The organism is Curtobacterium sp. MCLR17_032, assembly GCF_003234795.2.
Taxonomy (GTDB): Bacteria; Actinomycetota; Actinomycetes; order Actinomycetales; family Microbacteriaceae; genus Curtobacterium.
Genome location: NZ_CP126268.1, coordinates 109,065 through 134,475, shown reverse-complemented (window position 1 = coordinate 134,475; position 25,411 = coordinate 109,065). Strand labels below are relative to the sequence as shown.

Annotated in this window: 19 protein-coding genes; 5 read left to right on the top strand and 14 right to left on the bottom strand. The window is 72.8% G+C overall.

Features of this window, described 5'->3' with window-relative positions:
- Nucleotides 1-68 precede the first annotated feature (68 nt).
- Entirely contained in the window at nt 69-3,626 is a 3,558-nt protein-coding gene (locus DEI97_RS00615) for a proline dehydrogenase family protein (RefSeq protein ID WP_111076404.1), read from the bottom strand.
- Between the two features lie 118 nt (nt 3,627-3,744).
- Between DEI97_RS00615 and DEI97_RS00610 the strand changes: the two genes are divergently transcribed.
- Both DEI97_RS00610 and DEI97_RS00605 read left to right on the top strand, forming a co-directional pair.
- A complete protein-coding gene (locus DEI97_RS00610; RefSeq protein ID WP_181439376.1) occupies nt 3,745-4,230 on the top strand; it encodes a MarR family winged helix-turn-helix transcriptional regulator in 486 nt (161 codons plus the stop codon).
- Nucleotides 4,231-4,292: 62 nt separating this feature from the next.
- Nucleotides 4,293-5,456 (top strand): PP2C family protein-serine/threonine phosphatase, encoded by a 1,164-nt coding sequence (locus tag DEI97_RS00605; RefSeq protein ID WP_111076402.1) that lies wholly within the window; start codon nt 4,293-4,295, stop codon nt 5,454-5,456.
- A 178-nt stretch (nt 5,457-5,634) separates the two neighbouring features.
- Here DEI97_RS00605 and DEI97_RS00600 read toward each other — a convergent pair whose 3' ends face one another.
- The 5 genes from DEI97_RS00600 to DEI97_RS00580 form a co-directional block, all read right to left on the bottom strand.
- Nucleotides 5,635-11,148, bottom strand: a complete 5,514-nt coding sequence (locus DEI97_RS00600; RefSeq protein WP_146248255.1) for a discoidin domain-containing protein — start codon at nt 11,146-11,148, stop codon at nt 5,635-5,637.
- A 122-nt stretch (nt 11,149-11,270) separates the two neighbouring features.
- The gene (locus tag DEI97_RS00595) at nt 11,271-12,146 is read right to left on the bottom strand and encodes a serine hydrolase domain-containing protein (protein ID WP_111076478.1); all 876 of its coding nucleotides are present in this window, start codon (nt 12,144-12,146) and stop codon (nt 11,271-11,273) included.
- Nucleotides 12,147-12,171: 25 nt separating this feature from the next.
- Nucleotides 12,172-12,882 carry an anti-sigma factor family protein gene (locus DEI97_RS00590; RefSeq protein ID WP_111076477.1) on the bottom strand — a complete coding sequence of 237 codons (711 nt, stop codon included), beginning with the start codon at nt 12,880-12,882 and terminating at the stop codon, nt 12,172-12,174.
- On the bottom strand, nt 12,879-13,388 hold the full coding sequence (locus DEI97_RS00585) for a sigma-70 family RNA polymerase sigma factor (protein WP_111076476.1): 510 nt from the start codon (nt 13,386-13,388) through the stop codon (nt 12,879-12,881). Before DEI97_RS00585 ends, DEI97_RS00590 begins: the two co-directional genes overlap by 4 nt.
- A gap of 2 nt (nt 13,389-13,390) precedes the next feature.
- Entirely contained in the window at nt 13,391-14,074 is a 684-nt protein-coding gene (locus DEI97_RS00580; protein ID WP_111076475.1) for a YceI family protein, read from the bottom strand.
- Nucleotides 14,075-14,225: 151 nt separating this feature from the next.
- On the opposite strand from DEI97_RS00580, the gene DEI97_RS00575 reads away from it, so the two are divergent.
- A complete protein-coding gene (locus tag DEI97_RS00575) occupies nt 14,226-15,101 on the top strand; it encodes a DUF808 domain-containing protein (protein ID WP_111076474.1) in 876 nt (291 codons plus the stop codon).
- A 34-nt stretch (nt 15,102-15,135) separates the two neighbouring features.
- On the opposite strand, the gene DEI97_RS00570 is transcribed toward DEI97_RS00575, so the two are convergent.
- Both DEI97_RS00570 and DEI97_RS00565 read right to left on the bottom strand, forming a co-directional pair.
- Nucleotides 15,136-15,630 (bottom strand): hypothetical protein, encoded by a 495-nt coding sequence (locus tag DEI97_RS00570; protein ID WP_146248266.1) that lies wholly within the window; start codon nt 15,628-15,630, stop codon nt 15,136-15,138.
- 378 nt (nt 15,631-16,008) lie between these two features.
- On the bottom strand, nt 16,009-16,947 hold the full coding sequence (locus DEI97_RS00565; protein WP_146248265.1) for a helix-turn-helix transcriptional regulator: 939 nt from the start codon (nt 16,945-16,947) through the stop codon (nt 16,009-16,011).
- A 207-nt stretch (nt 16,948-17,154) separates the two neighbouring features.
- On the opposite strand from DEI97_RS00565, the gene DEI97_RS00560 reads away from it, so the two are divergent.
- A complete protein-coding gene (locus tag DEI97_RS00560; protein ID WP_111076471.1) occupies nt 17,155-19,032 on the top strand; it encodes a pectate lyase-like domain-containing protein in 1,878 nt (625 codons plus the stop codon).
- A 98-nt stretch (nt 19,033-19,130) separates the two neighbouring features.
- Here the strand turns inward: DEI97_RS00560 and aroQ are convergent, their stop codons facing one another.
- The 3 genes from aroQ to DEI97_RS00545 are packed head-to-tail and all read right to left on the bottom strand — an operon-like array spanning nt 19,131 to nt 21,746.
- Nucleotides 19,131-19,814 (bottom strand): gamma subclass chorismate mutase AroQ, encoded by a 684-nt coding sequence (aroQ, locus tag DEI97_RS00555; protein WP_111076470.1) that lies wholly within the window; start codon nt 19,812-19,814, stop codon nt 19,131-19,133.
- Nucleotides 19,811-20,086: a hypothetical protein gene (locus DEI97_RS00550; RefSeq protein ID WP_221849065.1), complete on the bottom strand. Its 276-nt coding sequence runs from the start codon at nt 20,084-20,086 to the stop codon at nt 19,811-19,813. Before DEI97_RS00550 ends, aroQ begins: the two co-directional genes overlap by 4 nt.
- A 7-nt stretch (nt 20,087-20,093) precedes the next feature.
- Entirely contained in the window at nt 20,094-21,746 is a 1,653-nt protein-coding gene (locus DEI97_RS00545) for a glycoside hydrolase domain-containing protein (protein ID WP_181439295.1), read from the bottom strand.
- Nucleotides 21,747-21,960: 214 nt separating this feature from the next.
- Between DEI97_RS00545 and DEI97_RS00540 the strand changes: the two genes are divergently transcribed.
- Nucleotides 21,961-22,674 carry a TetR family transcriptional regulator gene (locus DEI97_RS00540; protein ID WP_111075400.1) on the top strand — a complete coding sequence of 238 codons (714 nt, stop codon included), beginning with the start codon at nt 21,961-21,963 and terminating at the stop codon, nt 22,672-22,674.
- A 39-nt stretch (nt 22,675-22,713) separates the two neighbouring features.
- Here the strand turns inward: DEI97_RS00540 and DEI97_RS00535 are convergent, their stop codons facing one another.
- From DEI97_RS00535 to DEI97_RS00525, 3 genes are all read right to left on the bottom strand, one after another.
- Nucleotides 22,714-22,920 (bottom strand): hypothetical protein, encoded by a 207-nt coding sequence (locus tag DEI97_RS00535; protein ID WP_111075399.1) that lies wholly within the window; start codon nt 22,918-22,920, stop codon nt 22,714-22,716.
- Between the two features lie 145 nt (nt 22,921-23,065).
- A complete protein-coding gene (locus DEI97_RS00530) occupies nt 23,066-24,094 on the bottom strand; it encodes a helix-turn-helix transcriptional regulator (protein ID WP_181439294.1) in 1,029 nt (342 codons plus the stop codon).
- A 99-nt stretch (nt 24,095-24,193) separates the two neighbouring features.
- On the bottom strand, nt 24,194-25,243 hold the full coding sequence (locus DEI97_RS00525; protein ID WP_111075397.1) for a LacI family DNA-binding transcriptional regulator: 1,050 nt from the start codon (nt 25,241-25,243) through the stop codon (nt 24,194-24,196).
- Nucleotides 25,244-25,411: the final 168 nt, after the last annotated feature.

Here is a 25,411-nt window from a genome sequence, read left to right as displayed (position 1 = left end):
AGGCCCGGATCGCGTCCGCGACGCACCGGACGCTGGCAGAGCCTCCTGTCCGGCACGCACGCCCGACGTCAGAGGCGCAGGCGGGCGAACTCGGGGTCGAGGTCCCCGTGCCGATGTGCCGTGACGACGACCGTCTGCTCCCGGAGGTAGTGCGCCATCTCGACGACACCGGCCTCGACCACCGGGGCGTCGTGGATGGCGGTGTCGATGCCGGCGCCGAGCGCCTCCTCGAGCGCGAGCGGGTCGCCACCGAGCAGGCGGATCCGCGAGCCCGGCCCACCGAAGGCGCTGTGCGGCCGGGGCTCGAAGCCCTGCGACAGCACCAGGTCGATGGCGTCCTGCGGTTCCGCCGTGCCGCCCGACCACTGCTCACGCAGGAGCGCACCGGACGCCGCGCGGTCGAGGAACTCGGCGTCGGTCTCCACCAGGTGGTCGACGACGTCGAGCGGAGAGCGGCCGCTCGCGAGCAGCTGCGTCAGGGGGCCGGGGAGTGCCCGGGCGGTGCTGAGCAGCACGTGGGCACGTGCTGCGGTCGCCGCGACGAGGGTGCGGACGAGGTCCCCGGTGCTGACGTCGGCGGACTGTCTGACCACCACGGACTGCGGGCGGTACCGGAGCACGTTGCGCTCGACGCCGAGCTCCGCGGTGTCGCGGGACCGGCCGAAGCGCTCTTCCCGTGCCTGGGCGTCGCTGGTGGCGCCGGCACGGACCTGGTCGAACTCCTCGAAGGACAGCCCGCTGCGGGACGCCTCGATGAGCGCGGTGACCCGCGGCGGCAACCCGTGCAGCTGGATGCTCTTGTGCACGGTGCGCGGGACGGGTTCCCAGTGCCCGAGCATCGCGACCGAGTCGGGGCCGCCACGCTTGGCCCCGGCGCCGACCGCGGAGCTCCCCCAGCCGCCGGCGGGCTGCCGGACGACGGTCGTGTCCGTGGTGGCCCGGTTCACCACGAGGGTGCCGGCGGCGACCTGGTCGGTCCAGCGGGCGACCTCGTCGACGTCGAGGGTGTGCAGCGCCTCGACCAACCCGTGGTCGCCGCCGTTCTGGAGCGCGATCGCCTGCTCGAGCGTCTCGACCTGCACCACCCCGAGGACCGGGACGCCGGCCTCCGGGTGAGTGGACGCGCTGCCGGGACGGACCCCGACGCGGACGCCCGGGGACCAGAGCCGGCCGGACTCGTCGAGCGGCCGCGGTTCGACGAGCCAGGACTCGCCCGGTGCCAGCTCGGTCAGGGCGGCGCGTGCGGCGCCGGTCGGCTCGACGACCAGCGGCCCGAGCTGCGCCGCGGGGTCGGTCGGCCACGCGACCCGGAGTGCTCGGGTTGCGTCGGCGAGCTGGCGGAGGAAGCGGCTGTCGGCACCGTCCTCGCCGACCGAGCCGACGAGCACGACGAGTGAGATCGCCGCGCCGGCCTGCCCGGACTGGGTGAACGCCGAGGCGACGACGTCGCGGACGGCCTGGTCGACGTCGGCCGCGGGGGTGACGACGGCGGCCGAGACCGCTCCGGTGTCGGCGAGGAGGGGCAGGCCGGCCCGCCACCACCGGAACGACCGGGCGGTGTCGGGCGAGCCGGTGAGCAGCACCCGGTCGACGGCGGGGTGGGCCACCAGGTCGCGGCCGAGTTCGCTGACGTCGAGGTCGACGAGCTGGAGCAGCGAGTGCGGGACGCCGGCGCTCCAGAGGACGTCGGCGAGCACCGCACCGGACCGCTTGGCGAGCGGGGACGGCTTGAGGACGACCCCGCTGCCGGCGGCGAGCGCCGAGAGCACGCCGTCCGCCGGGGTGGTCAGCGGTGAGTTCCACGGGGCGACGACGACCGTCAGTCGTGGCGGGACGAAGGTGGCTCCCACGACGTCGACCAGGTGACGTGCCCGGTCGGCGGCGTGGTGGGCGGCGTCGACGGCACCGCTGACCTGGCGGTCCGCCTCGGTCAGGGTCGTCGCGGTCTCGGCGACGACGACCTCGACCAGGTCCGCACGGCGGACCTCGAGCTCGTGCGCGACGAGGTCGAGCAGTTCGGCGCGGTCCTGCGGGTCCTGCCGACCCCAGTTGACGCCGGCCTGCGCGGTGCGGGCGATGGTGCGTTCGAGGCGGGGACGGTCGGTGACGCGGGCACCGCGGATGGTGGCGGTGCCGAGCTGCGAGCGGGGCACGCGGCGGAGCAGGTCGGCGGCCCACTGCCGGTTCGCGTCCACCCCGGCGTCGGTGTCGACGGCGGGCGGGTGCACGGCGCGGATCTCGGGGGCGCCGAGGGGTGCTCGGCGGTCCTGGACGCGGAGGGTGACCGGCGCGGGTTCGTCGAGCGCGGCGACTGCGGCCACGAGCCGGTCGTGTCCGCGCTGCACGGCTGCGGCTCGGTCGTCGTCGCTGCCGCCCGAGGGGGACGGCGACGCTGCTGCACCCTCGCGCAACCGGCGGGCGAGGTACGGGATCGCGGCGTCGAACTGGTCGGGGTGCACGACGGGGGTGAGGAGGGTGACCGTGCCGACGTCGGCGCGGACGGCGTCGAGGACGGTGCCCGTCATGCCGAGGAGCATCTCGACCTCGAGCGCGTCGGTCACCCCACGACGGTCGGCGAGCACGCGGGCGGCTGCGAGCAGGACGGGGTCGAGTCCGGCGAGCGCGATCCGGACGGCGTCGGTGTGCTCCGGCGTGAGCGCGGCGTCGAGCAGGCGCAGGAGTGCGGTGTCGATCTGCTGGCGGGTGGCGAAGAGGGCCGAGGGGCGGGCGTGCACGAGGGCGTCGGCGCGTTCCTCGGCCAGGTGGGCGCCGTCGACGAGCCGGACCCGGATGGGTGCGCCGCCGCGGAACCGTCGCGCGGTCGCCCAGTCGGTCAGGGACGCCAGGACGCCGAGGCTGTCCGGCAGCGACGCGGGCAGCGTGATGCCGGCGGTCGTGTGGGCGAACTCGTCCGTGTCGAGCAGCGTCCGGAACACCGCGACGGTCAGGTCGAGGTCGTGCGGGCCGTCGACGAGCAGCGTGACGGTGGTGCCCCCGGCGACGGCTGCGCGGAACACCGGGACGAGCCGGTCGACCGCCTGCGCCGTGGCGTCCTCGAGCGACCACGGCGACGTGGGCGGGACGACGTCCGCCACCGCGAAGGACACCGCGGGCACGTCGTCGCGTCCGACCAGGTCGGTGGTCCACGCCAGTCGACGGTCGCTCTCGGCGGGACCGGACACGGTCGGGCCGAGGGGCAGGACGTCGAGGCGGGTGCCCGTGCCGGTGAGTTTGCCGAGCGCGGAGCCGAGCCGGGCCGACGGGGCGTCGACCACCAGGTGTCCGGCGAGTCGGCGGAGCACCCGCCGCGCGGACGGGATGACCGCCCACGGCGCCATCGTCGCGAAGCCCCCACCGACGGTGACAGCGCCGCGGAGGTACCAGGCGAGGAAGTCCGGCACGTCCCGGCTGGCCTTCTCGAGGTTGCGGGCGGCGACCTTCGGGTCGTCGGGTCGGATCACCTTGTCGATGAACCCGCGGGCGAAGTCGAGGCCGCGCTCGTCACGCAGGACCTCGGCGAGCCGGGCCGCTCGGGCGTCGGGCTTCACCCCGCGGGAGGCGTCCAGCCAGCGGCCGACGAGGGCAGATGCGTCGTCGGTGCAGTCCTGGAGGCGTGCGGGCGGCATGGACTCGATCGTAGGCCGCTCCCCCGACGTCTCCTCGGAGGCGGCCGTGTGCCGTCCAGGAGTCAGCCGAACGGATGATCCCGGGCCGACGAGCTGTGCTCACGGATACGCTGGCCGGATGGTGGAGCACGGCGCTGACGGCCACGACTGGGCCACGTGGGACGCGTTCCACGACGTCTGGCGCGGGCTGGACCGGGCGCTGGACGTGGCCGTGCAGCGGGACGCCGGCATCTCCATCCCCGAGTTCGAGATCCTGATCGGCCTGCACCGCGACCCCGACCACCGGCTGCGCGTCCGCGACATGGCCGCCGGGATCGGCTGGGAGAAGTCCCGCGTCAGCCACCAGGTCACCCGCATGGTCTCCCGGGGGCTGGTCGCGCGTGCCGACTGCCCCTCCGACGGCCGCGGCAGCTGGATCGTGATGACCCCGGACGGTCGGCGCGCGGTCCTCGCCGGCATCCGGGCCCACACGGCGGCGCTGGAACAGCTGTTCTGGAGGCCCGTGGCCGGTGACGCGGACACCCTGCGGGCCGTCTCGCACCGGGTCCTCGACGCCCTCGGTCCGGTGGACACGGGCGCGGACGTCGTCCAGGGGGACGCCTGACCTGACAGCCGCGCCGCCCGTCGTGGGAGGATGCCGAGGACCGATCTGTGGGGGGAGAGCGCATGGACACCGACGGTTCACGCTCGGCGCGGGCGGCCCTCGTCGCCGCGCTCGACATCGTCGGACTCGCGCCGTCCGAGCGCTTCGACCGGATCGTCCGCATCGCCCGCGAGGTCTTCGACGTCCCGTTCGCGTACGTCAACCTGCTCGACGACACCCTGCTGCACACGCTGACGCCGAACCTGGCCGGCGAGCCGACGTCCGGGCCGCTCGAGTGGTCGTTCTGCCAGCTCACCGTCCAGCGCCCCGGGCCGACGGTCGTGCCGGACACGCTCGCCGACCCGCGCACCGCCGACCTGCCCGGCGTCACCAGCCGCGGCATCCGCTCCTACGCCGGTGTCCCCCTGACCATGCCGGGCGAGCTGACGATCGGCAGCCTGTGCCTGATGGACGTCCGGCCGCGGGAGTTCACTCCGCAGGACGAGGCCGCACTGATCGACCTGGGGCGGTGGACGGAGCAGGCCCTGGCGAAGGGGCTGCAGCACGACCGGCTGCTCGAGGTCGTCGAGGCCCTCACCCCGCCACCCGTCCACGTCCCCGGCTACACGCTGGCCGGACTGAGCGTGCCGTACGGCGACCTCAGCGGTGACGTCCACGACTGGACGGTCGCCGACGACGCCGTGACCTTCACGCTCGCCGACATCATGGGCAAGGAGCAGCCCGCCGCGCTGCTCGCCGCCGGACTGCGGGCCGCGCTCCGACAGCACGAGGACCTGCCCCCGGTGGCGGCGGTCGGGGCCGTCGAGCCGCGGATGAGCGAGGACCTCGGTCGGGCCTCCGCGTTCGCGACGCTCTTCCACTCGCGCCTGACGCCGAGCACCGGGCGGCTCGACTTCGTGGACGCCGGGCACGGGCTCGTCGTGCACCTGCACGCGGACGGCACGTCGGAGATCCGGCGGTCGCGGGACCTGCCGCTCGGCCTGCACCCGCAGGGGGTGCCCTTCCGCCTGGGGTCCCTGGTGCTCGAACCGGGTGCCGCACTGCTCGTGGCCAGCGACGGCGCACTCGACCTGGGCGACGGGACGATCGACACCCTGACGGACATCGGGCGGACCTACCGTCGGGCGCCGAGCACGGCCGCGTTCCTCGAGACGGTCCGACTGCGGGCAGCCGAGCAGGCGGAGGACGACGTCACCGTGACCGTCCTGGCACGCGACGCGCCCTGAACAGCCGACGTGCAGGTGCTGGTACCCGAGACCAGGCACCAGCACCAACGCTCGTGCTCCTGACCCGAACAGGTACAACGAACTGGCGTCAGCATGCCCCGCGCAGCTGGGAGGCGCGGTGTCCGTCCACGACCAGCCCCGAACTGTCCGCAGAACGCGTTGGTCGTCCCCGCCCGGGTCAGCGCACCTCGAACGCGAAGAGCGAGTAGCCGTACCCGGTCGCCCGGTGCACGCCCTGGAGGCGCACGTGCCGCCAGGTGCCGGACAGGTCGACCGTGTCGGTCCCGCCGTCGCCGGCGCTGACGGTCGCGATCGTGGTCCAGGCGTCGTCGGCGCTGTTCCGCGCCTCGATCCGGTAGGCGGAGCCGTACGCGTCCTCCCACTGCAGGCTCGCGCGGTGCAGGGGCTCCGCCGAGCCGAGGTCGACGTCCAGCCACTGGTCGTCGGTGTGGCCGCTCGCCCAGCGGGAGCCCGGGTCCCCGTCCGTGGCGTTCCGGGCGATGACACCGACCGCTTCGTCCGCCGACGAGGTCGTCGGGGCGTTCCGCGCCAGGTCGGGGGTCGGGGCGCCCTCGGTCGAGTCCACGCGGAACTCGTGGAGCGAGTACCCGAACTCCGTGTGCCGTTGCACGCCGAGCATCCGTACGTACCGCGCCCGGACGCCGTCGAGCCGGTGGACCGCGGTACCGCCGGCCCCGTGGTCCTCGGTGGCGACGGTGCGCCAGACCTCGTCGGTCGTGGAGCGCACCTGGACCTGGTAGCGGTCGGCGTACGCGGCCTCCCAGTCGAGTTCCACCCGGTCGACGGGGACCACGGCGCCCAGGTCGACCGCGATCCACTGGTCGTCGGAGGCGCGGCTGGCCCACCGGGTGGTCCGGCTGCCGTCGACCGCCTGGTCACCGGACAGGTCACCGCGCTCGTCGGAGGACGTCGTCACCGGCTTGCCGACCGCGATGTCCCGCGAGGCGTGCCCACCGTCGCCGGGCTCCGTTCCGGGGTCGGCACCCGGGTCGGAGTCGGCGGCGTCACCGTCCGCCACGGTCGTGACCGTCGCCTGCCCGGACGCGCCGCCGAGCGTGGCGTGCACGGTGGCGGTGACACCGTCGGCCGCAGCGGCCGTGACGGTGCCGTCGCCCGCGACCGAGCCGCCGCCGTCGATCGTCCACGTCGGCGCACCGTCGGTGTCGGCTGCTGCCGTCACCGGTCCGCCGTCGCCGTCCGCGTCGAACGCGTACGCCGTCAACGTGGTGCTGCCGCCGGCCGGGAGGCGCGTGGCACGAGGTCCGACCAGCACCGTCGACGGGGTGATCGCCGAGACCGACGGGGTGCCGTGCACCTCGAACGACCAGATCGAGTAGCCGTACTGCGTGAGTCGGTGGAGGCCGTGCATCCGCACGAACCGGGCGGTGCTGCCGACGGCGACGTGGTCGGCTGCCGCCGTCGTCTTCGTCACGTCCCGCACGGTGTGCCAGGGGCCGTCGGCGGAGTCGGCGACCTGCAGGTCGTACTCCGCCGCGGCGGCGCCCTCCCACGTGACGTCGACGTCGGTGACGTCGGTCGCGCGGCCGAGGTCGACGGTGTAGTCGACGGCGTCCTGCCCGTGCGCGCTCTCCCACCGGGTCGTCGGGTCGCCGTCGAGCGCCTTGTCCGGGGTGTTGCCCCCGTCGCTCGACGTCGCGACGGCGGTGGCGTGGAGCGCTTGGTCCGGGACGGTGGCGACCGCCGAGACCACGGCGCTGCCCTCCACCCCGCCGCTCGTGGCGGTCACGTGGCCGGCCCCGCTGCCGGCCGCACGGACGCTGCCGGCGTCCGTCGTGCCTCCCGGCAGGGTCGTGGCCCAGGTGACCGGACCGGACAGGTCGATCGGGTCGCCGTACTGGTCGTGGCCGGCGGCCGCGAACTCGGCCGGCGTGCCGACCACCAGCTGCTCGAACCCGGGCGTCACCGCGATCGACGTGAGCTCGGGAGCCGGCGCGACCCGGAACCGGTACGTGTCGCGGACCGACCCGGCCGAGGCAGTGACCGTGGCACTGGCGGCGCGCGTCGTGGCCTCGTACGTGCCGTCGGCCGCGATCCTGCCGGTGCTGGCGTCCCAGGTCAGTCCGTCGAGCGGCATGGTCGCGCCGTACTGGTCGTACCCGGTGGCCGTGAACCGCGTGGTGGAACCGGGAACCAGGGTCGTCGGGCTGTCCGCCGTGTCGACGACGATCTCAGCCAGGTGGGCGTCGAGGTGGGACGTGATCTGGGTGTGCGCGGGGACGGCGATCTGCCCGATGACCCGCTGGCCGTCGTAGACGTCGTACGAGTGCTGGACGTCGTCGGTGTTGTCGAGCACGTACGAGTAGGTGCCGTCCGCCGCGCGGAACACCTGGCTGAGCGGGTCGGAGGTGTGCCGGTCGGTGACCTCGGTGCCCACCGTGCGGTTCGACACGGCCTGGTGGTAGACCAGTCCGGCCATCGACTGGCCGGTGACCGCCGGGTCCTCCGCCGCCCAGAGCGCCTGGTGGATGTCGAGGTACGTGTCCGGGTCGTACTGGGCGAGGAAGCCGAGCACGACGTTGCCGAGGGCGTCCCCCATGTCGCTGAACACGGCGGCCGCGTGGGCGGTGTCGGTGCCGGGCCGGTAGTGGGTCAGGTCGACCGAGTACAGCCGGTCGATCGTCGTCTCGTCCGCCGTGTAGTCCGTGGACAGGAACGACAGGAGCGGCGACTTCGTCGGCCAGTCCTTCGGCTGCCGGTCCGCGGTCGGCCCGTCGAGCTCCGTGGGGACGAGGGACGCGGGCAGGGTCGTCGGTGTCCAGTACTCCGCCGGGAAGACGACCTCGCCGTCCGCGTCGGTGCTGACGACGAGCGTGCCGGTCGCCTGGTCGTACAGCGGGTTGGCGGCCGTCTTCGCCGTGACGTAGCCGGGGTGGTTCCGCTCGGCGGCGCGGATCGCGTCCTCGAGCTCGCCGATGGCGGCGTTCCGGTCCTGCGCGATCGCGTCGGTGCCGTAGGTCCCGACGCCCCACCACTTCTTGGTGAGCATCTGGATGTGCGCGGCGTTGCCGCCCACGACGCCGTCCTGCCCGACGACCTCCGGGCGTGCCTGCATCATCTGCCGCATGATCGCCTTCGAGAAGTCCGGGTCCCAGCCGAAGTAGTCGAACCAGGGAGCGGTCGGCATCCACTGGATGCCGTAGATCCACGCCGGGTCGCCGGAGAAGTACGTGGCCTCGGCCTGGCCGGAGTCGAACAGGATGCCCGCCTGGCCGTGCTGGTACGCGTCCGGGAAGGCGCCGTTGCCGTCGTACGCCTTCGACGCCGGGTTGCCGTGGGTGTTCTGGTAGTAGTCGCGGACCGCGGCACGTTCGGTGACGTACTCCATCGCGCCGGTGGCCTGCATCTCCTCGTTGCCGAGGACGGTGCCGAGCAGGAACAGCCCCGCCTCGGACTGGATCGCCTCGGAGGACGACTCCTGGTTGTTGCCGCCCGGGGACGAGACACCGCCGGCGTTCGAGTGCCCCTCCCACACGCCGAAGGTGCGCAGGTGCGGGAACCGGTCGTCGTCGCGGTCCCAGTTGGCGTACTGCTTCGTCACCAGGGTGGCCATGCCCTCGTACCGCTTCGCCCAACCGGGATCGACCGCCCCGAGGAGCGCCGTGGCGACGGCGAAGTACCCGTAGTGGAAGTGGTTGTCGTTGAACTGCGCCGACCCGTACGAGTCGCCGAAGCCGATCAGGGCCTTCCACGTCGGGTACGTCGCGAAGAAGTGCTCGCTCTCCCCCGTCGAGTAGGTGTACCAGTCGGTGAGGGCCTTCGTGAGCGTGACCTGCAGCTCCTGCTCGTCGGCGGTGTCGCCGATCTGCTGCGCCACCGTCATGTACTCGGCGAGCTGCTGGACGTCCTTGCCGCCCCAGTAGGTGTCGCCGCCGTACGTGGTCTTCTCGGCGTAGTCGGACAGGTACTTGCGGAGCACGTCCCGTTCGTCCTGACCCTGCGGCGGCGCACCGGTCGGGGTGAGGCCGGTGAAGGCGTAGTCGAGGGTCCAGCCGTCGTGCCCGATCGTGGTCTGCATCGTGCCGCGCGGGGTGGGGTAGGTCGCACCGGTGAATTGCAGGTCGTTCGTCGACTCCGCGTACTGGTGCTGCAGCCAGCCCTGCACGGTGTCGTGGTCCGAGCCCTGCAGCGTGTCAGTCTGCACGGACCACCGCTGCTCGACCTGCCCCGCCGCGGGGTCGTACGAGTAGTCCATCGTGGTGTTCCGTGGCACGGCGAACGCGGTCCGCTGCAGGTCGTCGAGGCTCAGCCCGCTCTTCGGCACCGCACTGAGCACGAGGTACCGGGTCCCGGCGGAGGCGTCGATCGCGGTGCCGCTCCGCGTGAAGGTGGTCTCGTCCGGTGCGTGCACGCCGTACACGTGGTCGCCCTGCCGGATCTCGAACCGGTCGCCCGTGAACGGGAAGCTGACCGGCTCCCCGTCACCGTCGGTGATCGTCGCGCCCGACTGCACCGTCAGCCGTGGGGTCATGCCGTGGTACTCGAACCACTCGTACGGGTTGCCCTGGACGCTCGTGACGTCCATGTACTGGCCGCCCGATCCGGCCTGCGGCATCCGCCAGCTGACGTTCCAGTCACCCCAGCGGAGCGCGTCCGCCTCGGTCGCGGAGAACGCCGTCGAGAACCGCTGCGCGACCCCGTCCGGCTCGTCCGTCAGGAGCACCTGGTCGACCATCACGTGCGCCCAGCCGGCGCTCAACGAGTCGACGACCCGCAGCTGCGCCTGCTGCCCCGCCCACCGGCTGACGTCCCAGTCCACCCAGCGGAACTGCTCGCTGTCCGTGCCGGTGGCGGAGGCGACGACCTGCCCGCCGACGACGAGCTGCACGGCTTCCTGGTCGGCGTGCTGGCCCCCGGCGATCGTGAAGGCCAGGTGCGCGTGGTCGATCGCGAACGACCCGGACGTCAGCGTGCCCGTGGCACCGTCACCGCCGGTGCCACCGGCGGTGGTGCCCCACGAGGTCAGGTAGCCGTTGCCGAGCCACCCCGACACCTGGCTCTGCCCCGACGGGGTCCCGGTCGCCCAGCTGAAGGCCGTGCCGGTGCTCGTCCACCCGTCGGGCACACCCTGCTCGAAGTCCGCGAGGAGTTCGTCCGAGGGGTCCGCCTCCGGGGTCACCGTGCCGCTCACCGTCACCGGCGACTCGAGCTGCATGGCGGTGCCGTCGCTGTTCCACGTCGTCGGCGAAGTCAGCTTCGTGCCGTCCTTGCTGTTCGAGGAGACGAACGGGTACGCCCACATGTCGCCGGAGTACTTGCTCACGAGCAGGTCGGTCCACCACTGGTTCGTCGGCACCGGCTTCCCCGCCTGCGACGGGTCGATGTACAGGTGCTGGTCCACCGTCTTCTGCACGTCGGCGCTGTCGCTGATCGTCGCGGGCGGAGTGGGTGCGAACGACCCGGAGCCGACCACTGTGCCGTCGGCGGGCGGAGCCTGGACCGCGGCCGGGCTCGGCAGCGCGGTGCTGGCCGACCGCACTGGCGGGGTCGACTGCGCGGTGCCCGATGCTCCGGCCGCCCGGTCAACGGCGTGCGCAGCGGTCGCGGGTCCGGTGAGCGCGATGACCGCCGCGACCACGAGGACCGCGGACGTCGCGATGGAGCGGGGCGAGGAGCTGCTTCTGCGCGGTCGTTCCGCGTGGCGTCGTGGCACGGAACGACCGTACTGACGGGGTCGCCGGCCGTCAGTCGGCGGAAGTGCGGACCTGAGCCGGATTCACGACCCCAGTTCGGGGGAAGGTCGGCGGGGGCGTGGGCGGGCGCGTCGGCGGGGGCTCAGGCGTCCGCGGCGAGCGCCGCCGCGACGAACGCCGCCACCGCGTCCGCCCCGGCGTGGTCGTCGGCCGTGACGGTCACCACGGCGCTCCTGGCCTCGTCGAACAGCAGCATCTGCCCGTACGCGCCGTGCAACCGCCAGAGCTGCGCGGGACCGTCCCACCCGGCGAGTGCGTACCGCTCGTACCCGGGGTTCCGCCCCGCGACGACCCAGTCGGTGTGCAGCGCATCCACCCAGCGGGACGCGACGAGCTGTCGGCCGTCGACCTGGCCTCGGTCGCGGACGAACCGGCCGAGGCGCGCGAGTTCGGCGGTGTCGAGCCACAGTCCACCCCCGGCCGCGACGAAGCCGAGCGGACAGCGCTCCCACTCGGCGTCGGCGATGCCGAGTGGGGTGAGCAGCCGGTCCTGCACGAAGCGGCCGACGTCACCGACCCGGGTCTCGAGCACGCGCATCGCCGTGTAGGTGCTGGCGTTCGCGTACTGGAACACCCGACCGCGTGAGGGTCGCCCGATGAACTCGACGGCCAGGTCCGGCCAGTCGGTCAGGAGCGTCGGCGTCCACGGCAGGTCGACGCCGCTCGTCATGCTGAGCAGGTGCCGGATGGTGACGGCGTCCGTGCCGTCGCCGAACCGCCAGCCGGGCAGGAGGGCCGACACCGGTTCGTCGAGGTCGACCAGCCCGTCGTCCGCCGCGATGCCGGCCGCCAGGACGCAGACGCCCTTCGCGACCGACTGCACGTCCCGGCGGACGTCGGGCACCCAGTGGTGCTCCGCGACGTCGTCACCGAGGCGCACGTGCAGGCCGTGGGCGACGAAGCCGGTGCGGGCGACCTCGTCGACGACGGCATCGCGGACGGTCTGCGCACGTGTCACCGGACCATCCTGCCGTGCCAGCGCGTCAGAGGTCGGTCCGCGCGAGCGTCCCCGTCTCGCCACGCAGCCGGACCTCGACGCTCGCGATGTCGGCGCGGGGCACGTCGGTCGTGGCGGACAGCCCGTGGGCCTCCCGCCCGGACGCCGTCCACGACGCGATCCGTTCGTCAGAGCCGTCGGTGCGGACGACCACCAGGTCGTACATCACCGAACCGTCCGCCGACCAGTCGCGCCCGCCGTAGGAGCAGCCCCAGTCGAACCGGGTGCCCCAGGCCTCGTTGCGCACCGCCAGGTCGACGTCGAACCCGGACTTGCCGGTCAGCGCGTAGCGGTCCGCGGTGGATCCGGTCGACACGGTCGGCGCGGCCGCCTCGGTACCCGGTGCGTCGGCACGCAGGCCGACCCCGAGCCCCGCGATCACGGCGACGACGACGGCGAAGCCGGCGCTCACGGACACGATCACGCGGCGCCGACGCCGACGACGCCGGACGCGGTGCGCGACCGAGGCGAGGGTGCTCTCGTGGCCGGTGACGGGCCTCCCATCCGGTTCCGCGATCTCCACCGCGGCGTCGGCCGGGAGGCGCCCCAGCAGCCCCGGCAGACCGGCCAGCTCGGCGACGGCCGAGCGACACGCGTCACAGTGCTCGAGGTGACGCTCGTACTCCAGGCGTTCGGCGGGCGGCAGTGAGCCGAGGACGTAGGCCGCGTCCCACTCGGCGTAGCGGTCGTCGCTCATCGGGTGACGCCTCTCTCCTGCAGGGCCAGCCGCAGTGCTCGGAGCCCGTAGTGCAGCCGTGACTTCACGGTGCCCTCCGGGAGGTCGTGTCGCCGGGCGATCTCGGGCACGGTGTGTCCGAGCCAGTACGCGTCGACGACCACCCGGCGGTGTTCCGACGACAGCGACGCCAGGGCGTCGGCGACGACGATGCGGTCGAGGACCGCGTCGGTCCGGTCCGCCTCGATGCGGTCGACCGGGTGCTCGGTACCGTGCTCCCGGCGGTTCCGGGCGGACCGGGCGTCGTCGACGACCAGGTTGCGCGCCACCGTGAACAGCCAGGCGCGGGCGGCGTCCGGTTCCCGTTCCAACACGGTGGGCCGCTGCCACGCGCGGACCATCGTCTCCTGGACGATGTCGTCGACGTGGGCGGCGTCGCGGGTGAGGTGCCGCACGTACCGGAGCAGTGCGTCGCCGTGCTCGCGGTACAGCGCGCCGAGCAGCTCGTCCGGTCCCGATGCGGCCATCGTCACTTCGCGAGGTCGAGCGAGAACTCGACCGAGCCCTTCGGGTCCACCGTGACGAAACCGAGCGACGGTGCCGTGACGCCGTAGTCCTGGAACGTGACCGGGACCTTGCCGGCGACCTGGACGTCGCCGTCCTTGCCGACCGCGACCTGCGCGTCGGCGCTCACGGACTTCGTGACGCCGTGCATGGTGAGGTCGCCGCTGAGGGTGACGCTCTGGGTCGAGCCACCCAGGGCGGTCGAGACGTCCACCGGCTTCGTGACGCGGAACGTCGCGGTCGGGAACTGGTCGGTCTGCAGGGCCTTGTCACGGAAGTAGGCGTCGCGCGCGGCCTCCGGCGTGCTGATCTTGCCGACCTGCACTGTGACGGTGGCGTCGGAGAGCTTGCCGTCGGCGACGGTCGCCGTGCCCTCCACCTGCTTCGTCCGTCCGACCACGGTGACATCCTGCCCCTGCAGGACCTCGTGCACCCGGTACCCGGCGTAGGAACCGGAGCCGGACTTCCACGTGCCGTCGGCGGAGGCGGCGTCGAGCTTGCCCGCGGCGGCCGGCGAGAGCGACGGTGCAGCGGCGGCGGAACCGTTGACGGCGTCCGCGTAGAGGCGCGGACCGACGACGACGCCGACCCCCGCGATGACGACGACGCCCGCCGCGATGCCGATGATGACCTTGGTACGAGTTCGCATTCCCATACCCAGGACACGAGACCGGTGTCGGGATCGTTCACGGATCGGTCGGCTCATCGGGAACGCTCACCTGGGGCCCACTACTCTGAGCGATCGGACAGCCTGCCCCGACGCTGTCCGGACACCGCGCGGACGCTCGAGGAGACCACCCATGTCAGTCGGACTGCTCGCCGTCGTGGACGACATCCTCAGCGCTGCCCTCAAGGCCAGCGCGAAGACCGCGGGCGTCGTCATCGACGACGCCGCCGTCACCCCGCAGTACGTGCAGGGCCTGGCTCCGGCACGCGAACTGCCCGTCGTGGGCCGGATCGCCCTCGGCAGCCTGTTCAACAAGTTCGTCATCATCATCCCGCTGGCGCTGCTGCTGTCGGCGTTCGCCCCCTGGGTGCTGCCGTGGCTGCTCGTCATCGGCGGCACCTACCTGTGCTTCGAGGGGGCCGAGAAGGTCACCGAGTGGTTCGGCGTGCACCACGAGGCCGCCGCGGACGGTGCGGCGAGCGAACCGAAGCTGGTGTTCGGCGCGATCCGCACCGACCTGATCCTCAGCACCGAGATCATGCTCATCGGGCTCGCCAGCCTGGACACCGACCTGGGCTTCTGGCAGACCCTCGGGGCGCTCGCGGTGATCGGCCTCGGCATGACCCTGCTGGTCTACGGCGCCGTCGCGCTGCTGGTGAAGATCGACGACATCGGCCTGCAGATGATGAAGAACCCCGTCCGCCGCACCCGTCGTGCCGGCGCCCGGATCGTCCGCGCGATGCCGGCCGTGTTCCGCGTGATCAGCATCGTCGGCACGGTCGCGATGCTCTGGGTCGGTGGACACCTGGTGATCGCGAACCTGGCCGAGACGTTCTGGGCGGGGCCGTACGAGCTGCTGCACCACGTCGAACACGCGCTCGAGGGCGCCGGACCGGTCGTGACGTGGGTCGTGGACACCGCGGTCTCGGCCGTCGCGGGGCTCGTGCTGGGCATGGTCGTCGTCGGGGTCGTCCTGGGGATCGGACGACTGCGGGGCCGCTCGCACTGAGCCGGACCGCGGCGGCGGGTCAGTCCGCGGCGGGTCAGTCCGCGGCGCCGCCGGAGCCGCGGACGGTCAGCTGCCAGGCGCTGTCGGCCGTGCTGTCACCGGCTCCGAAGGAGACCCGGTCGACGTGGTGGCGCCAGGTCGCCGGGACCCGCAGGCGGTGCGGACCATCGCCGCACTGCAGTGGTTCGAGTCCGAGAGACCGGGAGGTCGACCGGGCGTCGAGGAGCAGCATCCCGGACATCGTGCCGTCCCCGAAGCACGAGAACTCCACCGCGTCGACCTCCGCCGGCGCCGCGAAGGTCATCGCGACCGACCCACGCTCGCGCTCCTCGGTCTTCCCGGCGCCGACCTGGGCACTGAGCACGGCGAGCACGTCGTCGTCGTGCTCCACCGCCGCATCACTCGAGGCGCTCCACCGATCGACGGCGGCCGGGTCGACCGGCTCCGGGGTGCAGCCGGCGAGGGCGAGCACACCCACCGCGGCGAGCAGCGCCACCACCGGTCGTCCGACAGACAGCTCATGAGACATGCGCGACAACGTAGCGAGCGACGCTCGTGTCCGTGCGGGAGCGCGGGCGCGGGAGGCGGAACGTTGCCGGATCGAGACGGATGCCGTCCGACGTGGCCTCGGCCCGCGACGACGACCACGGGGGGGCGGGGGGACCACGGGAGGGGTGGGACGAGGTGGCGGATCAGGAGCCACCCCGCCCCACGGACGCCTCGCCGAGGGCCAGGACGTGACGCTGACGGTAGCACCTGGACGCATCGGGCACGCGGCGTGCGCGATCGGTTCCTCCGGCGGATGAACACCCTGCGATGCCGTCGCCCTGCTGGCACGATGGGCATGCACCAGGGGTCGGATCAGGGTCCTGGGACGAGAGGGCGGGGGCCTCACCGACCCCCGCCCTCAGCGCATCAGCGTCCGACGCGGCGGCTCGCCGTACGTCTGCCGGTACAGCGCCGTGAAACGGCCGGCGTTGCTGAACCCCCAGTCGGCAGCGATGCCCGCGACGGTGTCCCCCCGCGTCGGGTCGCCGGCGACCAGGTCTGCCCGGGCACCGTCGACGCGCGCCAGCCGGACGTACTCCATCGGCGTCTGTCCACGTTCCCGCCGGAAGGCCAGCGAGAGCCCCCGGGGCGACAGCCGTGCCGCGGCGGCGATGTCCTGCACGGTGATCGGCTCCCGCCGGTGCTCGTCGACCCAGGCGGTCGCGCGGCGGACGGCGGCGCTCACGGACGCCTCCCGCCGGGGTTCGGTGACCAGACCGAACGCCGAGATCGCACTCACGACGACGAACCGTGACGCCTCGGCGCGGAGCAGCTCGTTGCCGTAGACGTCCGGCGTCTCGAGCACCTGACGGCGGTACTCCTGCACGGTCCGGCGCCAGAGCCAGTGTCGACCGGCGTCCACCGGTCGCAGGGTGCCCTCCGCCAGGCAGACGCCCTCGTCGTCCCAGACCTCCCGGGCGACCCGGCGGAGCAGCTGCGCCGAGAAGGAGCAGGTCGAGGCGACGGCGTGGTCGACGACGAACTCGAGCTCCTGGTCGGGCGGCATCACGAACGCATCGCCCTCGCCGATGACCTCGTCGCAGCCCCAGGGGTTGAACGCGAAGGCACCCGATCGGACCTCGACGAACATGAGCTCGTCGGTGGCGTCGATGGCGACGTGCACCTCGGCGCCCCACTCGAACTCGGCGAGGGTGACCGGGTCACCGACGATGACGCGATGCCGGTGCGAGACGACGTCCGAGGTCGCCACGACGCGGTACCCGAACCCCGCACTGATCGCTTCGGTGAGTTCGTCGGCATTCGTCGTCTCCACATCGAGGAACGAAGGACTGCTCATGGTGAGGGGTCTACCACAGGCCCGCGGTGGACGGCGGGCCCGGATCATCCGCACAACGAAGGCGCCCGGATCCGTCCCGTGCGCCGCGCCTCGACGGCGTTACGCTCTCGCCACCCCAACCAGCGCGGCCGTCGTCGTCCGCCCCGGTGACAGCGACGTCGCCGGGCGCCCCACGGTGTCCGCACATCTGCAAGGAAGCAGGTCACGGTGAACCCCCTCTCCCCAGCGCCCCTCGGACGGGCCCGAACCCGCCGACGCGTCATCGGCGCGACGGTGGCGGTGGGCGCAGCAGCGCTCGGCGTCCTCGCCACGACCCAGACCGCCGTCGCCGCACCCCCGGCCCCCGCACCGACAGGCGACCTCGGCCCGAACGTCCTCGTCTTCTCCCCGGACATGCCCCAGGCGGACATCCAGGCGAAGGTCGACGCCGTCTACGAGCAGCAGGTCGACAACGAGATGGGCACCGCACGGTACGCACTCTTCTTCAAGCCGGGCACCTACGGCTCGGCGGCGAACCCGCTCGACATCCGGGTCGGGTACTCCACCGAGGTCGACGGCCTCGGGCAGGACCCGAGCGGCGTGACGATCAACGGCGGTGTGACCGCGACCGGCCGCAACGGCAGCGGCTCGCTCGACACCTTCTGGCGGTCGGTGTCGAACCTGACCATCCACGTGGTGCCGACCGCCGACGCCTGCCACACCGGCAACGAGATGTGGGCCGTCTCGCAGGCCGCGCCGATGCGACGCGTGGACGTGCAGGACTACACGTCCTTCATGCCCTACTGCGAGGACCCGAACTACGCCAGCGGCGGCTTCGTCGCGGACTCGGAGCTCGAGGGCGGGGCGCTGAACGGCTCGCAGCAGCAGTTCTACGTCCGGAACACCGACCTGGGTGCCGGATGGTCGAACGGCGTCTGGAACCAGGTGTTCTCCGGCGACCTGAACGCCCCCGCGCAGTCCTTCCCGGTGCCGCCGTACACGACGCTGACGGCGACCCCGGTCTCCCGCGAGAAGCCGTACCTGTACGTCGACGACAGCGGGGCGTACCGCGTGTTCGTCCCGAGCGCCGCGACGAACTCGGTCGGAACCAGCTGGGCGAACGGGCACACCCCCGGTCGGTCGCTGCCCCTCAGCGACTTCTTCGTCGCGCACCCCTCGGACTCGGTCGCGACGATCAACGCCGCCCTCGCGAAGGGCAAGCACCTGCTGGTCACGCCCGGCGTCTACGACGTCGCGAAGAGCATCTCCGTCACGCGTGCCGACACCGTGGTGCTCGGCCTGGGGATGGCGACCCTGACCGCGCAGGCCGGTGCCGTCCCGATGGTCGTCGGTGACGTCCGGGGCGTCGACATCGCCGGGCTGACCTTCGACGCCGGCCCCGTCGACTCCCCGACGCTGCTGCGGATCGGCAGTGGTCACCACAAGGTCGACCGCAACCCGGCCACCGCCGGCAGCGCCGCCGACCCGACCGCCCTGCAGGACGTGTTCTTCCGCATCGGCGGCCCGCACGTCGGCAAGGCCACGACGAGCCTCGAGGTCAACAGCAGCCACACGATCCTCGACGACATCTGGGCCTGGCGCGCCGACCACGGTGTCGCCGGTTCCGTCGGCTGGACGGTGAACACCGCCGACACCGGCGTGGTCGTGAACGGCGACGACGTCACCGCCACCGGCCTGTTCGTCGAGCACTACCAGAAGTACAACGTGGTGTGGAACGGCGAGCGCGGGCGGACCGTGTTCTTCCAGAACGAGCTGCCGTACGACGCTCCGGACCAGGCCTCCTGGCGCCACCAGAAGGTGAACGGCTGGGCCGCGTACAAGGTGTCCGACAAGGTGGAGACGCACGAAGCCTGGGGTCTCGGCAGCTACATCTTCACCAACGTCAACCCGTCGCTGCACGCGACGCAGTCGTTCGAGGTGCCGGACCGACCGGGCGTGGTGCTGCACGACATGACCACCGTCGCGCTCAACACCAACGCCGGCACGATCGACCACGTCGTCAACGGGCAGGGCTCCGCCGCCACCGGCGCGGTGTCCGGGCAGCCGCAGACCGTGACGCGGTACTCGGACAAGGCGGTGCAGTAGCGAACGCACGCCGACCCACACGACGCGAGCCGAGCCTCCCGTCCGTCATCACGACGGACGGGAGGCTCGGCTCGTCACCGCCCCGCGGCAGCCGTCGGTCAGGCGGTGCAGAACCCGGCGAGCGCGTCGCGGATGCCCTTGCGGTGCAGCGAGTCGAGGCCCGCCGACAGGCGCTTCCGCTCGGCGACCACGAGGTGCGCGCACTGCGGGCTGCCGGCGGTCGCCTGGGCGGCGCCGATCGCCGCGACCAGGTCGGTGTCGATCGCGTCGAGCTGCGGGCGGATCGTCGCCAGGTCCGGCGCGGTCGTCGGAGCGGTGGCGGGGTGGTGCGTCCACGACGTGATGAGGCCGCGCTGGACGACCTTGCTCGCCGCGATCTGCGACCGGACCACCCGGGTGACGAGGTCCGGGTCGACGCCCTGCTGTCGGGCGAGGGACACGGCCTCGTCGACGACCGCCTGCTCGCGCACCGGGTCGGCGATCGGCTTGCCGCTCAGCCACTTCGACTGCGCCACCGGGTCGGCGAGCAGCAGACGGCGGAGCACCAGGGAGCCGACCTCGTCGAGGTGTGTGGAGTCCGTCTGGTCCGCGGCGGCGACCTGCTGCTCGGACGTGGTCGTCGACGCACTCGTCATCGTGGCGGCGCTGGCGGGCGTCGCGGCGAGCACCGCGAGGACGCCGGTCGACGCCACCAGGGCGACGGCCAGCACGACGACCACGGCACGTTGGGTGCGGCTGCGACGGTTGGTGCCCAGCGGGCTCGGGGGCGTGATGGTGTTCATGGGGTCTGGCCTCTCCTGGGGCGGCGGCGGACGCGCCGGACGATGGTGTCGATGAGCGGACGGATGATCTCTTCGTGGAAGGGGTAGGCGTCGACGTGGTCACCGTCGTGGCTGCACCAGCAGTCGACGCGCACCATCTCCTGGAAGTCGGCGAAGACGTAGAGCACCTGGTGTGGGACCGCGGACGACTGCGACGGGCCGGTCGGCGGGCCGACGGGCGGGACCGCGGGCGGTCGGTCCTCGGGCGGGACCGGGGCGGGTGGGATCCGCATGGCCGTGTCAGTGTCCACGCAGCTGCGCGGCCGGCACGCCGGGGTCCCGGCCGGACACCACGACGGCGTCGATCTCGGTGGCCGACCCCCCCGAGCCGATCGTGCGTCCCTGGATCTGGTTGAACGACCAGTTGGACGGCAGCGGCTGGAGCTGGTTGCCGGTCCACCCGGTGGACAGCCCGCCGACGAACGAGAAGTGCGCGAGTCCGGCGTGGCTGACGGCGGAGCAGGTGGCGCGGGAGCCGTACACACCGGCCTTGTGGACGTTCCCGCGGTCCCGGAGGCCCGTGGCCACGCCCCGGAAGTACGGGAGCACCGCGTCGTCGATCTGGGCCGTGCTGGCATCGAGGTCGACGGCGAAGTACAGCGTCGTCTGCTTCGGGATCCCGAGGTGCTTCGCGGCGTCCTGGGCGCGGTGCGCGTCGACGATCCCCTGCGCGAAGGTGAACCAGGACGCCTCGTCGCCGCCCTCCTCGAAGATCGGCCACAGCCCGAGTCCGGCATCGCCGATCGCCCGCAGCTCCTCGGCCGTCAGCGCCTTGTCACGAGCACCGGAGGCCTGCGAGTTCGTCAGGTAACGCCCGACCACCCGGACGTCGGCGGCGGCCAGCGCCGTGGCCCGGCGGGCGTCGAGCTTCGTGGCCATGTCGGCACCGGTCGTCGCGCGGCCGGCGTCGCCACTGCTCGCGGCCAACGCGGCCCACGTGCCGAAGTCGCACGTGCCGGTCTGCTCGGCGACCGGGAACGCCTGGAACTGCTGGAACGCGCGGACCACGTCGGCGTCCGCCGCCGTGAAGACGTCGTCGAAGGGGACCCGTTCGCGGTTGAGCACCAGCAGCGCCGTCACCAGCTGGACCCACGGCCCGCTCGCGCCGACGCCGACGACGCTGGCGGACGCGGCGCGCAGACCGGCTGCGGTGCCCGGCCCCCACACCCCGTCGACCGACGCGGACCCGGACGCGATCTGGATCGCCCGGACGGCAGCGGACGCGGTGCTCGTGTCGACCAGGCCGCTCGTGCTGCCGTACGCCCCGCCGTCCGCCTCGGCGTACGTGCGGTTGAGGTACTGCTGGACGGAGCGGATGGTGGACGAGCCATCGGTGGCGAGCCGGATCAGGTCGGTGGTCAGCAGCGCACCGTACAGGTGGGGGGAGAGCGTCGGGACGCCGAGGGCCACACCGAGTTCGGTCCGGAGCTCCTGCACCGCGGCGACGGTCGGGGCGTCCCACGTGCCGGTCGTCGCCACGGTCGGGAAGCCCTTGCAGACGAGCCCGGCCTGGGCCAGCTTCCGCCAGGTCTCGGCGTCGGGTCCGACCTCGTGGCCGACGTCCCCGTGCTGCTCGAGACCCTTCCTGGTGGCCGGTCCCACCGTCGGCACGACGGGCGTGATGCCCAGGAGGGACTGGGTCGCCTGGGCGAGACCGGTGACGGTCCCGGCTCCGGTCTGGCCGTCCTCGGTGACGTGCACCCAGCCGGCGACGTGGCCGAAGGTCTTGTTGAGCCACTTCTGGACGGCGAGGACGCCGGGGTCGGACGCGGTGGTCGCCGCGGACGTGGCGGTCGTGGTCGTCGCCGCTTCGGCGGGGGCGGCCAGGACGGCCGAGGCGATCGGGACGGAGGCGGCGATGCCGAGGAGCGCAGTGCGGCGGGAGATCTGCACGGTGTGCCTTCCAGGTCGACGGAGCCGCAGGGCGCGCGGGCGCGACGCTGCAACTGAGGTGGGTGACAACCTGGCGTCCGAACACGGGAAAGTGCCGAGTTCCACCAGACGATCGTCTGATGAACTGCTCAGTCCGCCCCGACCTGCGACAGTGGTACCGGGCTCGTAGTATCGAGCGGCACGAACCAACCGGGATCGTCGGGCGAGGAGCAGCATGAACCAACGCCAGGCCGCGAAGGCCCGCACACGCCAGCAGATCGTCGAGGCAGCCGCTGCCGAGTTCGCCGAGCACGGCTACGACGGCACCTCGTTCGCGAGCGTCGCCGCCGCGATGAACCGTCCGAAGTCGGCCGTCGGGTACCACCTGTTCCCGTCGAAGCTCGACCTCGCCGCGGCCGTCGTCGAGCAGCAGCAGGCGCGCTGGCTCGAGATGGCGGCCCGGACGACCGAGCCCGCGGGCCTCGCGAACCTGGTGACGATGCTGCTGTCCGCGTGCCTCGACGCACTGCGGTGCCCGGTCGCCGCCGGGGCGATCCGGGTCAGCCAGGAGCTCGGCGAGGCCGGGCAGCCGCTCCCCCGGGCCTTCACCTGGCGGGGGTACACGCTGGAGCACTTCGCCGTCGCCCGAGGGCTGGACGCCGACGACCCGGAGGCCGCCCGCGCCGCCGACCTGGTGATCTCGTCGACCTTCGGCGTCCTGCGCACCCGGGCGAGCTCGCGCACGGTGGAGGCCACCGAACTCCAGCTCCGGGACCTCTGGTCGGCGCTCTTCACCGGTCTCGGGATCGCCGGCGCGGACGAGGTCGTCCGCCGCGTGACGCCGGTGTCGGTCGCGGAGCCGGTGGACCCGGCACTGGCCGAGGCGCCGGTGACGAGCACGGCTGCGGCGGGCGACGCGGCCGCCGAAGGTGGTGCGTCGACCGCCTGATCTGCGCACGACGAGGACCGTTGGTACCGGCCTGCTGAGCTAGGGGTGTTGCGGCCCGGTCCCCCACGCGGCCCAGGCGTCGAGCTGTGCCTGCGCGTTGCCGAGGGAGTTGTGCGATCCGTGGACCGTGCCGTCCGTGGAGTGCAACTCGAACCCCTGGCCCTGGTCGATCGTGCCGACGACGACCCCGTCGCGGCGGGCGGTCCAGTGCCCACCCGCGTCGTTCCGCCATGTGATGGCCTGCATACGATCCACGAGCGCCGACTTCCTGTTGCGCCGCTCACCGGGACCGACAACCGATCCTGACGGTAGGCCCGCCACATGTGTGGTCGGACATCTGGACGTGGGTGGACTCCGGCGGCGGGTGCGTCCGGGTCTCGTCGGCGCTCCGTCAGCGTCGCAGTGTGGTGTGCGGGTACTCGCCGAACGCCACCCGGTAGGCCGCCGAGAACCGACCGAGGTGCTCGAACCCCCACCGCTGGGCGACCTCGCGGACGCTCGAGGTCCCCGGTCCGGCGTGCTGGAGGTCCAGCCGGACCCGGTGCAGGCGGATGTGCTGCAGGTAGTGGAGCGGTGACCGACCGATCGAGTGCTGGAAGGCCTCCTGGGTGGCCCGCACGCTGAAGCCAGCCGCCAGGGCGATGTCCGCGACCCGGAGCGGCTCGGTGATGTGTTCGTGGATGTACTCGACCGCGGCACGGAGCCGCTCGCGCCGTGGCAGGAACACCGAGGCGGGCAACGCGACCGCTCGCGGCGGGTACATCCGCAGGAACGCCACGACGACGGCCCGCGACAGGGCGGCCCGGAACAGGTTGCCGCCGCCGCTCCTGCCGCCGTCCCTGCCGCTGGGACCTTCCCGGAGCGCACGCGAGAGCAGGTGCAGGCTGCTGCGCCACCGCGCGACCGCTGCGGGGTCGAGTGGGTGCAGGTGGTCGATCCCGAGGTCGCTGACCGGACCCGTGTGGAAGAGTTCGTCCGCGACCTCGTGGACCAGTCGGCGGGACATGTGCACGAGGCGCTGGTCGTGGTCGGCGTACTCGACGACGAACTCGCGCGCCGTCGGGAACAGCATCGGGACGTCCAGGACCACCGGGACGCGGTCCTGCAGCACGTCGGGAGTGCCCGCCCCGGCCGTCAGCCACTGCACGATGTAGTCGTCCGTCGGCGGGACCGTGCCGCGGAGCCCGCCGGAGAACTGCAACCGCCGCAGCGTCACGTCACCGTCCCCCACGGCGCTGTAGCGGTACGAGAACGGCCGATCGGTCGTGACGACCGCCCAGTCGTGGCCCGAGTAGAAGGCACTCAGTTCGGCCGCCGCCGTCTCGGGGTCCGATCCGACCGCCTCGATGCGGACGTCGTGCCAGGCGGCGTGCGTGTCGTGCGTCGGCTGGTGCAGAGGTCCGTCGTCGACGGTGGCCATCATGCCCCTCAGGAGTGCATCGATGTTCGACTTCGTGGCACGATCCGGACGGACGACGCGTCGGTGTCGACGTGACGTCGACATGAGCATACGTCGTCGTCAGTGCGCCGGGGCCGCCGTCGAGGACCGCACCACGAGCGACACCGGCAGGACCGCCCCGTCCACCGCGCCGCCGCCGATCGCGGCGAGCAGCCGTTCCACGACCACGGCCCCCATCGTCGCCCGCGGGGAGTGCACGGTCGTGAGCGGCGTGGGGAGCTGCGCGACCACCGCGATGTCGTTGTACCCGACGATCGACAGGTCCTCGGGGACGCGCAGGCCGCGCTGGCGAGCCGCACCCATCACGCCGATGGCCGCCGTGTCGTTGACGGCGAAGACGGCGGTGGGTGGGTCGGCGAGCGAGAGCAGGGTGTGCGCCCCGACCACGCCGCCCTCGACCTCGAAGTCGGTGTGGACGACGAGCGCTTCGTCGACCGGCAGGTCCCGCTGCTCGTGCGCCAGCCGGAAGCCGGCGACCCGCTCCACCGCGGTGCTGGCGTGGCGGGGACCGGCCACGACACCGATGCGCCGGTGTCCCAGGGCGAGGAGGTGCTCGGTGGCGAGGCGGCCGCCCTCGACGTCGTCGGCGACCACGGCGGGCAGCCAGTCGCCGGGGTGCCGGTTCGTCGCGATGATCGGCACCGACAGGTTCGCCAGACGGGGGATCTGCGACGACAGGTGCAGGGAGCTGACGATGAGACCGTCGACCCGGCGGGAGAGCAGGAAGTCGACGGCTTCGAGCTGGGCACCCATCTCGTCCGGCGGCGTCGTGAGCAGCAGCTGGTAGCCGGCGGCACGGGCAGCCGACTCGACGGCCTGGCAGATCGACGCGATGACGGTGTCGGCGAGCCGCGGCATGACGACGCCGATGGTGTTCGACCGCCGGGTGCGCAACGACGAGGCGAGCCGGTTGGGGCGGTAGCCGAGCTCCGCTGCCGCTGCGATCACGCGCTGGGCCGGAGCACTCCAGCCCCGGGCCGGCTCGGTCTGTCGCAGCACCCGCGACGCGGTCGAGACGTGCACCCCGGCGCGCCCCGCGATCGCCTGGAGGTTGACCTCGCCGCGACGACCCGGGGGCTCGTGCCCGACCTGGTCGTCCGTGCTGCCCATCCGCTCAGTGTAAGTGACACATCGTCGCGCCAGCGCCGCAGCGAACGGTTGCAACCGTGCACACACCGTCCCGGTTGCCGATCTGGCGAAACACGTTCGTTACGTCCGCCGACGCTGACGGAAACAGTCGGATGGCACGCTCTCACCAGTTGCAAACGATTGCACATC